12 protein-coding genes are annotated in these 11,608 nt (G+C 63.5%); 2 read left to right on the forward strand and 10 right to left on the reverse strand.

The genetic code is table 11. The annotated features are described in order from the left end of the window. The 6 genes from VFL62_RS24905 to VFL62_RS24930 form a co-directional block, all read right to left on the reverse strand. On the reverse strand, positions 1–242 hold a 242-nt coding region (locus tag VFL62_RS24905; RefSeq protein WP_325175051.1), incomplete at its 3' end, for an SMC-Scp complex subunit ScpB. Positions 243–263: 21 nt separating this feature from the next. Continuing rightward, on the reverse strand, positions 264–1,091 hold the full coding sequence (locus tag VFL62_RS24910) for a ScpA family protein (RefSeq protein ID WP_325175052.1): 828 nt from the start codon (positions 1,089–1,091) through the stop codon (positions 264–266). Further along, a complete protein-coding gene (gene nagZ, locus VFL62_RS24915; RefSeq protein ID WP_325175053.1) occupies positions 1,088–2,128 on the reverse strand; it encodes a beta-N-acetylhexosaminidase in 1,041 nt (346 codons plus the stop codon). Before nagZ ends, VFL62_RS24910 begins: the two co-directional genes overlap by 4 nt. A gap of 58 nt (positions 2,129–2,186) precedes the next feature. Next, on the reverse strand, positions 2,187–3,701 hold the full coding sequence (locus tag VFL62_RS24920; protein WP_325175054.1) for an SPOR domain-containing protein: 1,515 nt from the start codon (positions 3,699–3,701) through the stop codon (positions 2,187–2,189). A 111-nt stretch (positions 3,702–3,812) separates the two neighbouring features. Continuing rightward, positions 3,813–5,594: an arginine--tRNA ligase gene (gene argS, locus VFL62_RS24925; RefSeq protein ID WP_325175055.1), complete on the reverse strand. Its 1,782-nt coding sequence runs from the start codon at positions 5,592–5,594 to the stop codon at positions 3,813–3,815. A gap of 9 nt (positions 5,595–5,603) precedes the next feature. Beyond that, positions 5,604–6,815, reverse strand: coding sequence for a deoxyguanosinetriphosphate triphosphohydrolase (locus tag VFL62_RS24930; protein ID WP_325175056.1), 1,212 nt, complete (start codon positions 6,813–6,815; stop codon positions 5,604–5,606). Between the two features lie 106 nt (positions 6,816–6,921). On the opposite strand from VFL62_RS24930, the gene erpA reads away from it, so the two are divergent. Together erpA and xth are read left to right on the forward strand one after the other, a co-directional pair. Beyond that, on the forward strand, positions 6,922–7,251 hold the full coding sequence (gene erpA, locus VFL62_RS24935; RefSeq protein ID WP_325175057.1) for an iron-sulfur cluster insertion protein ErpA: 330 nt from the start codon (positions 6,922–6,924) through the stop codon (positions 7,249–7,251). 13 nt (positions 7,252–7,264) lie between these two features. Then, a complete protein-coding gene (xth, locus tag VFL62_RS24940) occupies positions 7,265–8,056 on the forward strand; it encodes an exodeoxyribonuclease III (RefSeq protein WP_325175058.1) in 792 nt (263 codons plus the stop codon). Between the two features lie 9 nt (positions 8,057–8,065). Here the strand turns inward: xth and VFL62_RS24945 are convergent, their stop codons facing one another. The 4 genes from VFL62_RS24945 to VFL62_RS24960 all read right to left on the reverse strand — a co-directional run. After that, a complete protein-coding gene (locus VFL62_RS24945; RefSeq protein WP_325175059.1) occupies positions 8,066–8,545 on the reverse strand; it encodes a GNAT family N-acetyltransferase in 480 nt (159 codons plus the stop codon). A gap of 41 nt (positions 8,546–8,586) precedes the next feature. Beyond that, positions 8,587–9,399 carry a tetratricopeptide repeat protein gene (locus tag VFL62_RS24950; RefSeq protein WP_325175060.1) on the reverse strand — a complete coding sequence of 271 codons (813 nt, stop codon included), beginning with the start codon at positions 9,397–9,399 and terminating at the stop codon, positions 8,587–8,589. Further along, positions 9,386–11,110 carry a dihydroxy-acid dehydratase gene (gene ilvD, locus VFL62_RS24955; RefSeq protein ID WP_325175061.1) on the reverse strand — a complete coding sequence of 575 codons (1,725 nt, stop codon included), beginning with the start codon at positions 11,108–11,110 and terminating at the stop codon, positions 9,386–9,388. The genes VFL62_RS24950 and ilvD overlap by 14 nt, the downstream gene beginning before the upstream one ends. Positions 11,111–11,395: 285 nt before the next feature. Next, positions 11,396–11,608, reverse strand: a 213-nt coding sequence (locus tag VFL62_RS24960) for a hypothetical protein (protein WP_325175062.1), incomplete at its 5' end; no start/stop codon positions are given.

Consider the following 11,608-nt stretch of genomic DNA (forward strand, 5'->3'; position numbering starts at 1 on the left):
CACTTGTTGGCGATGCGGACCAGATTGACGCCGCGCGAGGCATAATCGGCTTGCAACTGCGCCAGCGCGACCTTGATATCGACACCGTCAGGCATCCGCTTGGCAAGAGTTGCCTGATCGAGCGGCTCGGTGGACGCAAACAGCAGCGCCTCCAGCAGTCGCAGCTCCTCGGGCCGCGCTTGCGGATTGTTATCGGCCTGCTCTTCGGTCTCGGCCATGCGCTTTTCCGCCAGGCTTGCCATGGCACACTCTCCTTCTTCCACTTACTCACCAGCGCCGGGCGCTGCCAACGTATCGGGCGCCGGCTGCGGCGGCCGCTTTCTGAAAAACAGCGGAGCAAACGCCTCCTGCTGATGCAGCTCGACCTGGCCTTCCCTGACGAGTTCGAGGGCCGCCGCAAAGCTCGACGCAAACACGGTCGCCTTTTGCGAGGGGTCGACGACGTAATGGATGAGATATTCGTCGAGCCGGCTCCACTCTTCGGCGAGGCCGACTAGCCGCTCCAGCGAGGCCCTCGCCTCGGCCAGCGACCACACCGTGCGCCGGGCAAGATGCACCGACGCCAGTACGTTCTGCTGACGCTGCACAGCGTAGGCTGCCAGCAGGTCGTACAAGGTCGCGGTGTATTTGGGATGGCGGATTTCCGCGATGGCTTCCGGAAAACCGCGCGGGAAAATATCGCGTTGCAGCTGCGGCCGGTTCATCAGCCGGTTTGAGGCTTCGCGGATGGCTTCCAGGCGGCGCAGCCGGTTGGCAAGCGCGGTCGCCATCTCTTCGGCGCTGGGGCCTTCCGCCGTTGGCGGCTCCGGCAGCAGCAGCCGCGATTTCAGGAATGCAAGCCAGGCCGCCATCACCAGATAGTCAGCAGCAAGCTCCAGCCTGATCTTTCGCGCTTCCTCGATGAAATGCAGATACTGATCTGCAAGGGCGAGGATCGAAATCTTGGCGAGGTCGACTTTCTGCTGCCGCGCCAGCGCCAGCAACAGATCGAGCGGACCCTCATAGCCCTCGACGTCGACGACGAGCGCGGGCTCGCCATCGGCGATCTCGGCCGGGCGGCCGGTTTCGAACGAGAGAATTTCCGCGGTCATGCGCCCGACGTCCCTGCTCTCATCATCATCGCGTCCAGTTCGGCCCGTGCCGCGGCCCTGTCGAATGGTTGCGGCGCGCCCCGCGATGCCAGCGCGCGTTCGGCCCGCGCAAGCGCTATCCCTGACAATTCCGGCGTCTCGGCGGCAACCTCGCGCATTTCATCAAGATTACCGTTGCAGTGCAGGACCATGTCGCAGCCGGCCGAGAAGATCGCCCTCGTCCTCTCCGCAATCGACCCGGAGAGTGCATTCATCGACACGTCATCACTCATCAACAAACCTTGGAACCCGATCACGCCGCGAATCACTCGTTCGATGATTGTCGCAGAAGTCGTCGCCGGATGGACCGGGTCGAGGGCGCTAAACACAACATGTGCGGTCATCGCCATCGGCAGATCGGCGAGCGGTCGAAAAGCCGCAAAATCCGTCGTTTCGAGGTCGCCGGCAGGGGTATCGACCGTCGGAAGCCGCAAATGGCTGTCGGCGGTGGCTCGGCCATGGCCGGGAATGTGCTTGAGCACCGGTAAAATACCACCTTGCTCCAAGCCTTCGGTGACGGCCCGTGCGATCGCAGCCACCTTTGCCGGCTCGGTTCCGTAGGCCCGGTTTCCGATCACGGCATCAGCACCAGCGACCGGAACGTCGGCCAAGGGCAGGCAGTCGACGGTAATCCCGAGTTCCCTGAGATCCTCCGCAATCAGCCGGGCGCTCAGGCGTGCTGCCTTGAGCCCCTCCGCCACTGCGCCATCGTAGAGCTTTCCGAATAGCGCGCCCGGCGGATAGGCCGGCCAGTGCGGTGGTCCGAGCCGCTGTACCCGACCGCCTTCCTGGTCGATCAGGACCGGCGTATCCGCGCGGCCGGCGCACGCCTTCAAATCATCGATCAGCGAACCGACCTGCCCGGGCGTGTCGATGTTCCGCTTGAACAGAATGAAACCCCACGGCCGCTCACGGGCGATGAACGCCCGCTCGTCGGCGTTCAGCGCGGTTCCCGATATGCCGGTGATGAATGCCTTGATCGATGCCTTGGCTTGCATGAAGGCCGATTAGCCCTCTGACCCGGCAGGGGTCAACAAGACGGGACGCGGTGGCCCGTTAATTCCTTTGGATGAGGCACTGCGGCCCGCCCGCGGACTTCAGGCTGCTGCAGAGCTGCGTCGCCTGGTCGGCCGAGCTGAAAGGCCCGGCGAAGGCCCGGTAGTAGACGCCCTTCTCGCCGAGATCGACGCGTTTGACGACCACCGACTGCGAGCCCAAGACGCCTGGATATTTGCTTTGCAACGCCCGGAACGAGGCCTGCGCATCGGCTTCGCTCCGCTGCGAGGAGACCTGCACGAGGAAATTGCCGCCACCGCTCGCGCTCGGCGCGGGCGCAGCCGGGGCAACTTGCGTCGGATTGGTATTTGCCATCCGAACGGGCGGCTCCGCCGGCGCGTCAGACTGCGGCGCGAGCGACAATGGCGCGTTGGCATTGGCGGATGCGGGATTGGAGGTGGTGCGGGCGTTCGGAGCCGGCGCGCGGGCCGCAGCTGCGGGCTTGGCTGGTGCGGCAGCCGGGCTAGCCGGTGGCGCAGCGCCTGCAGGCGCTCCCGCGTCGCCTTGATCGCCGCGCACCGAGAAGGTTTTGATCTTGCGTGGATCATTATTCGAGAAGGTGCCGTTCGCCCCACCGGGCGGGGAAACGCTCGGCGGCACCACGCTGGTCGGCAGCGGCGCCGTACCTCCCGGGGTCAGCGGCGGGAAGACGACGCGAGGCCCGGACCGGGTGCTGGGATCGATCGGCGTCTCCTCCCTGGAGACCATTTTTTCCGTGCCGTCGCTTGGCGTCATACGGTCCGGCACCTTCATTGCACCATCCGCCGGAGCAGGAATGACCTTGATCGGCCCCGCATCGGCGCGAATGATCGGAGGTTCGCCGGTGCGCGCGGAGCCGGTGTAGGTGCGATAGGCAAAGGCGCCGCCGACACCGAATACCGCAAGCGCCAGCACCGCAAACACGGTGATCATGCCGCCGCGCTTGCGCGGCGGTTCGATCGGCTCAAACTGCTGATCGTCTTCGTACGCGTAGGCGTTGTCGGCGTAGCCGTGATCGTGCTGCGCGTTGTGTGGGTCCGACTCGAAACCGCCGAACAGCGCATCGTCATAGCGCGACGGGTCCGGCTGCTGCTGATGCGTATCGGCGAACAGATGCTCGGCCTCGTAATCCGGTTCGGCCGCAGGATGCTGGGCGGCGTAGCGGTGCAGCGGATGCACCTCGCTCGGATACGCATCTTCGCTCGGATATTCATCCTGGGGCGGCGGTGGCGGCGGCGCATCGTGCCTGACGGCAGAGCGCTGCATCCAGGATGGCGGGGCAGGAGGCGGCGCCTCATACGGCTCTGGATCGTCCGCGTAGTTGTCGTAAGCGGGATCCGGATCGACGGACCTCACCGGCGGCTGCACCTGCAGATTGGCGCGGCTCATCGGTTTGGCGAACGGATCGGTCTGGCCAATCAGACGCGCAAGCTCGGCCAGAGGATCGCTTTCGGCATCGTCCGACGCTCGCGCCCGTCCGTCACGATCATAATTGCCGCCGGCAGAATAAGCCCTGTCCTGATATCGATCAGCCATCGCGATGATGTGTCCCCTCGAGGGAAAATCGCCAACCCGCTTGTCCAACGAACCGGCCCCCGCCGGCTGCCACCCACAAATTCCCCAAGCCCTCAGGGAGTGGCACTTCGGTCAGCGCATCTCGTTTGGCGCACCGACGCCGAGTACCCCGAGGCCGGATGCCAAAACCGTGACAACGCCCTGTACCATCGCTAGCCGGGCCTTCGTCATCTCGGCATCATCTTTGATAATAAAGCGTAAATAGGGCAAATCGCGCCCCTTCGTCCATAGCGCGTGGAATTCGCTGGCCAAATCATACAGGTAAAAAGCGATTCGGTGGGGCTCATGTGCGACCGCGGCCGCCTCCACCGTTCTTGGGTAGACCGCCAGTTTCCGCAACAGGCTTAGTTCCGCCGGATCCGTCAGCCGGTCGACCGGTGCCGCGCCGAGGTAGGACAGCCGCGCCCCCTCCTCCGCGGGAAGATCATGCAATACCTCCTCGCGTGCGGTGCGGAAGATCGAGTGTCCGCGGGCGTGGCCGTACTGCACGTAGAACACCGGGTTATCGCGCGACTGCTCGATTACCTTGGCAAGGTCGAAATCGAGCACGGCGTCGTTCTTGCGGTAGAGCATCATGAAACGAACGGCATCCTTGCCGACTTCATCCACCACCTCGCGCAAGGTGACGAAGTCGCCGGAACGCTTCGACATTTTCACCGGTTCGCCGTTGCGCAAGAGCTTGACGAGCTGGACGATCTTGACGTCCAGCGCCGCCTTGCCATCCGTCACCGCCTTGATTGCCGCCTCGACGCGCTTGATGTAGCCGCCGTGATCGGCGCCCCAGACGTCGACCAGGTTGTGAAAGCCGCGGTCTAACTTGTTCTTGTGATAGGCGATATCGGACGCGAAATAGGTGTAGCTGCCGTCGGACTTGAGCAGCGGCCGGTCGACGTCGTCGCCAAAATGGGTGGCGCGAAACAGCGTCTGCTCGCGATCTTCGTAATCGTCAACCGGCGCGCCCTTCGGCGGCGGCAGACGCCCCTCATAGACATCACCCTTGGCGCGCAGGAAATCGATTGTCGCGCCGACGCGGTCGCTGCCGCTTGAAATCAACGATCGCTCCGAGAAGAACACGTCATGCGCAATGTTCAGCGCCGAAAGATCGCCCTTGATTGCATCCATCATCATGTCGATGGCTTTGGCGCGAACCAGCGGCAGCCACTCGGCTTCGCTCATCGCCAGCAGCGCCTTGCCATGCTCGGCGGCCAACGCCTCACCAACGGGCTTCAGGTAATCGCCGGGATAGAGCCCTTCCGGAATTTCGCCGATGGATTCGCCGAGCGCCTCGCGGTAGCGCAGAAAGGCCGAGCGCGCGAGCACGTCGACCTGCGCGCCGGCATCGTTGATATAGTACTCGCGGGTCACCTCGTATCCCGCAAGCTGAAGCAGGCTCGCGAGCGCATCGCCGAAAACCGCGCCCCGGCAGTGGCCGACATGCATTGGTCCGGTCGGATTGGCCGAAACATATTCGACGTTGACCTTCTCGGCTGCGCCGATCGCACTTTTCCCGTACGCGTCACCGGCCCGAAGGATCGCACGCAGGCCTTCGGTCCAGACGCTGATCTTCAAGGTGAGATTGATGAAGCCGGGGCCGGCGACATCGACGGAAGCGACGATATCCTCGGCCCGCAGTCGATTGGCGATCTTGTCGGCGAGATCGCGCGGTTTGGCCTTCGCCTCCTTGGCGAGCACCATGGCCGCGTTGGTTGCCATGTCGCCATGGGACGGGTCTTTCGGCGGTTCGACGACGACACGCGACAGGTCCGCGCCGGTCCCGAGTTCGGCTGCGCAAACGGCATGCACGCGCGCCAGCACCTGGGCGAAAAGATGTTGCGTCTGAGATGGTTCGGCCATGGCCGCCGCCTAACGTAAATCCGGGGTCGTGTCAAAAAGCCGCTGATGCTCCGTCAGGGCAAAGCGGTCGGTCATTCCGGCGATGAAGTTGCCGATCCGCCGCGCCCGCCCGGCCTCGTCCTCGGACCAGCTTTCGGGCGGCAGCCATTCGGCGGGCAACGCGGCCGGATCGCGCAGATAGCGGGCAAACAGGTCCGACACGAGCTGCTCGGCGTCCCGCATCACCCGCATGACCCATTCGTGCCTGTACATCCTCGCTTTCAGAAACGCCTTGATCGCAGCTTCCGCATCCCGCGTCTGGTCCGGAAACGCGATCAGCGCCTCGCTCTGGTGGCGGACCTCGTCGACCGAGGATGGCTTGGCCCGCTGCAGACGCCGGTACGCTTCCGACATAACCGCGCCGATCAGATGCGAAATCAGCTCGCGGACCAGTTCGGCGCCGCGGCGGTTCTCATCGAGGCGCGGATACTGCGCGTCGATTTCGGCGATCATCGCTGCGATGAGGGGGATCTCCTTGAGATCATCGACGTGAAACAGGCCGGCCCGCAAGCCGTCGTCGATGTCGTGCGCGTCGTAGGCGATATCGTCGGCGATCGCCGCCACCTGAGCCTCCAGTGAGGCAAAACTCTGGATTTCGAGATCGTACACTGCGACGAACTGCGCGATGCCGACCGGCACGCCATGCTCGCGATAGCGCTCCATCGGGCTGCCGTCGCGCGTTATCAGCGGGCCGTTGTGCTTGACGATGCCTTCCAGCGATTCCCAGGTCAGATTGAGCCCGTCGAATTCTGGATAGCGATGCTCGAGCGAGGTGAGCACCCGTAGCGTCTGGGCATTATGATCGAAGCCGCCGTGGGCCCGCAGGCAGGCATCGAGCGCCCGTTCGCCGGCATGCCCGAACGGCGGATGACCGAGGTCATGCGCCAGCGCCAGCGTCTCGGTGAGGTCCTCATCGAGCCCGAGTTGCCGGGCCAGCGCGCGGGCGATCTGGGCGACTTCCAGCGAGTGGGTCAGCCGCGTGCGGTAGTGATCGCCTTCGTGAAAGACAAAAACCTGCGTTTTATGCTTCAGGCGGCGGAAGGCCGTGGAATGAATCACGCGGTCGCAATCGCGCCGGAACGGGCTCCGGGTCCGGCTCGGCGGCTCCAGAAACTGCCGGCCGCGGCTGCGATCGGGGTCGCAGGCATAGACCGAGCGAGGGGCAGCCATTCCAACTGACACGGGATATCCATCTCCTGACGGTTTGATTCCGCCGTCCAGCGCACCTAATTATGGGTACGCGGGATACCAGATAATTGGGTCTCTTGCATGCGATCGGAGCTTCACGATGACCACAGCCGTCACCATCAGCGAACGGGCCGCCCGCCGCATTGGAGAGATTCTCAAGAACGAGGGCGACGGCGCCATGCTGAGGATCAGCGTCGAGGGCGGCGGCTGCTCGGGCTTCCAGTACAAGTTCGACGTCGAACGGGCGCGCGCCGACGATGATCTCGTGATTTCGCGCGACAGCGCCGTGGTGCTGGTCGATCCGGCCTCGGTGCCGTTCCTGGCAGGTTCGGAGGTCGACTTCGTCGACGATCTGATCGGCGCCTCGTTCCGGGTCAACAATCCCAACGCAACCGCCTCCTGCGGCTGCGGCACCAGCTTCTCGATCTAGAGACGTCGAACCGATGCGCATCGCCACCTGGAACGTCAACTCGGTTCGGCAACGAATCGAGAATCTGATGAGCTGGCTCAAGGAGTGCTCGCCCGACATCGTCTGCCTTCAGGAAATCAAATGCACGGACGATGCGTTTCCGCGGTTCGAGATCGAGAGCCTCGGCTATAATGTCGTCACGCATGGGCAAAAGACCTTCAACGGCGTTGCGCTGTTATCGAAACTTCCGTTCGACGAGACGAAGTCCGGCCTTGCCGGGGACGACGAGGATGCGCATGCGCGCTTTGTCGAGGGCGTCGTCACCCTCAAGCAGGGCGTGGCGCGGATTGCCTGCCTTTATTTGCCCAATGGCAACCCGGCCAACACCGACAAATACCCATATAAACTCAAATGGATGTCGCGGCTTGTTGAGTACGCGAAGCAGCGACTTAAAGCAGAAGAGCCGCTCGTTCTCGCCGGCGACTTCAATGTGATCCCCAAGGCCGGCGATGTCTCCAATCCGGCCGGCTGGGTCGACGATGCGCTGTTTCGCACGGAGACGCGCGAGAGCTTCCAGTCGCTGCTCGGACTTGGGCTGACGGATGCGTTGCGCGCCGTCACCGATGCGCCCGGCCAATATACGTTCTGGGATTATCAAGCCGGCGCCTGGCAGAAGAACCTGGGCCTGCGCATCGATCACCTGCTGCTGTCGCCGCAGGCGAGCGATCGCCTGGTTGACGTTGGCATCGACAGTTACGTCCGCGCCTGGGAAAAGCCGTCCGATCACGTACCGGTCTGGATCGATCTCGATCTGGAGGCTGCCTAGGGTTCGGCGTCAGCGCGCTTCCGGCCCGAGCATCTTCCTCATCGGGTAAGACACAGCCGCTCCGAACTTTCCCGGCGATGGCCCGAGATCGCGATAGCCGCGCGACAGATAAAAACGGTGCGCGGTCTCGGTGCTGAGCAAGGTGATCTCGCGGGCGCCGCGCTCGACCGCCCTCGCCTCGAGCGATTTCAGAAGCGCGGCACTGACGCCGCGAAACCGCGCTTTGGGCGCGACATCGTTCAGCGTGATCTCGCCGTCATCCTTGACGCCGCCAACCGCCAGAACGGCATCGTTCTCGACAGCGACGAGCAACGAACTGCGGTCGCTCGCTGCCCGCGCCGCAACATTCGCCGGCGTCTTGCTGGCAAGCCAGCGCGCGACAATGTCGGGATCGTGGCGGTGGTCGGCGATGCAAAGCTCGGTGATCGAGGCACGGATCACCTCGCACGCCTCGGCAGCATTATCTGCTATCGCATCCCGGATGATCATCGCGCTTTTCCCCATCGATGGGGAAGCGGAATGCGACCCCGTTAGTCCCTGCGACCCTGCACCCAGTGCTCGAGCATCTGGAGCGCCATCGCACGGTCTTCTTCGGAGGCTTTCGCGATCGCCTTGTTGTAGCTGTCGCGGATCCAGATCTCGTCCGGGGTGGCGCTGTCGCGCGCCAGCGTCAGCCACATCAATCCGCGCGCGGCCTGCCGTGGCAATTGATCGCCGTTGAACAGCATCTGGCCAAGCAAGGCCTGGGCCTGATGCTGGCCCTTCTGGGCGGCAAGCCCGAGCCAGCGGGCGCCATAACGGAAATCGTCACGCGACGAGCCGGCGCTCTTCAGGTAGAGCCGCGCCAGATCGTATTGTGCATCGGCATTGCCGAAATAGGACGCCGCATAGGAGAACATCTCGCGGGCGCGCTCGGTGTCGGCCTTGATCTTCGAGTTCGGAATGCCGTTGAGGTAGTAGCGGCCAAGCGCAACGAACGCATTGGCCACGATCGCGGCCTGCGGCGCCGACGGACTGTCTTCCGCATGCTGGTTGGCGATGCGGCTGAAATATTCGAATGCCCGCAGGTCGTCCTGCGCCACGCCGTCGCCATCGGCATACATCCGCCCGAGCCGCCACTGGGCGATCGGATGGCCGCCCTCGGCGGCATATTGCAGCGAGGTGAGCGAGGCATCGGGCGCGGGCGGAACGGCCTTCTTCAGGCTGGAGGCGGTACCCGGCTGCGCCGTGACCACGGGAATCGAATCCTGATTGACCGGGGCGCCGTCGAAGGCGAATCCGGGCGTTGCCACGGACGTGGCCCCCAAGATCAGAGCAAATATGGTGCGCTCAAATGTCCGCATAACACAACTTCTCGTGCGCCGCGCCGGGATGGGTAACCGCCCCCGTTACCGCCGGTCCCACCTGCTGCGCGTACTTCCACAAGGCACCCGACGTATGGTTAGTCGCGCGAGCCCTCCATTCGGTCTTGCGCTGGGCAAGTTCGGCGTCAGTCAATTTTACGTTAAGAGTTCCGACAATGGCATCGATCTCGATGATGTCACCATCGCGCAACAGGGCGATCGGGCCGCCCACGGCGGCTTCCGGCCCGACATGGCCGATGCAGAAGCCGCGGGTGGCGCCCGAGAACCGGCCGTCGGTGATCAGGGCGATCTTGCCACCCATTCCCTGGCCCGTCAGCGCTGCCGTCGTCGCAAGCATTTCGCGCATCCCGGGACCGCCGCGCGGCCCCTCGTACCGGATGACGATGACCTCGCCTTCCTTGTAGGTCTTTTTTTGGACCGCCTCGAAGGCGTCCTCTTCGCGATCGAAACAGCGAGCCGGGCCTGAGAACTTCAGGTTCGACATGCCCGCAACCTTCACGATCGCGCCCTCCGGCGCGAGATTACCCTTCAACCCGACCACACCGCCCGTGACGGTGATCGGCTTATCGGCGGGACGCACCACGTCTTGGTGCGGGTTCCACTTCACGCTCTTGAGATTTTCGGCAATGGTCCGTCCCGTGACTGTCAGGCAGTCACCGTGCAGGTAGCCATTGTCGAGCAGCGTCTTCATCAGAATTGGTATGCCGCCAGCCTCGAACATGTCTTTGGCGACATAACGGCCACCCGGCTTCAAATCTGCGACATATGGGGTTTTCTTAAAAATCTCGGCGACGTCGAACAGATCGAACTTGATGCCGCACTCGTTGGCGATCGCCGGCAAATGCAGCGCGGCATTGGTCGAGCCTCCCGAGGCGGCGACGACAGCGGCAGCGTTCTCCAGCGACTTGCGCGTCACGATGTCGCGCGGCCGGATGTTCTGCGCGATCAGGTCCATGACCTTCTCACCCGCCGCCATGCAGAAGGAATCGCGAATTTCGTAAGGCGCCGGCGCTCCGGCCGAATAAGGCAACGCGAGCCCGATGGCTTCCGATACCGTCGCCATGGTGTTGGCGGTGAACTGCGCGCCACACGCACCGGCTGACGGACAGGCGACCCGCTCGATTTCGTCGAGGTCTTCGTCGGACATCGCACCCACCGAGTGCTTGCCGACCGCCTCGAACATGTCCTGCACGGTGACCTGCTGCCCACGGAAATTGCCGGGCAGAATCGAGCCGCCATAAATGAAGATCGACGGCACGTTGAGCCGGACCATCGCCATCATCATGCCCGGAAGCGACTTGTCGCAGCCGGCAAGTCCGACCAACGCGTCATAGGCGTGGCCGCGAACCGTCAGCTCGACTGAATCGGCGATGCACTCACGCGACGGCAATGACGAGCGCATGCCGTCGTGGCCCATCGCAATTCCATCCGTCACGGTAATGGTGCAGAATTCGCGCGGCGTGCCGCCGGCCGAGGCGACGCCCTTCTTGACGGCCTGTGCCTGGCGCATCAGCGCGATATTGCAGGGAGCGGCCTCGTTCCAGCACGACGCAACCCCAACGAATGGCTGGTGGATCTGTTCGGTCGTCAGGCCCATGGCATAGAGGTATGACCGGTGTGGCGCCCTCTCCGGCCCCTCCGTCACGTGGCGGCTTGGCAGCCGCTTCTTGAGGTTGGTCTTAGCGTCCATCCGCTAACCTGCTTCCCCAGCCCTTCTTGCTCTAGGCGGTCAATGGCCCACTGCCATCACCGGCGAACACCAAGGCCTTAAATCTCGATCATGATGATCTCATGGAGGGGTGTGGCTAAAAAGCGGCGTAGCTGTGCAGGACCCGGTATCAGGGCCAAATCTTCGAAAACTGTTGCCACAGCGACACAATCGTTGCGGTAAAGTCACCCTTGGATCGCTGAAATCTGCGAGACCGGCCCTTTCGCGGAGCCGGTCTCGCAGTGCAACACGAACTTGGAGCAGGCCTTAGTGCCCTGCCGGCGCCGAATAGCCACCGCTATAGCGGTAGGATTCCGGCGCGGCCTCATACGCCGGCGCGACGAAAGCGTTGCTGTTGCGGAATTCGGCTGAAGTGCGATGGCGAACGGTGCGGTGATTTTGTTCGTTGGCGGACGCCAATTGCACGGCAGAGAAGATTATCAACGCCGAACCGACAATCGTGAGAATTGTCTTTTTCAT

Source organism: Bradyrhizobium sp., assembly GCF_035701725.1.
Classification (GTDB): Bacteria; Pseudomonadota; Alphaproteobacteria; order Rhizobiales; family Xanthobacteraceae; genus Bradyrhizobium.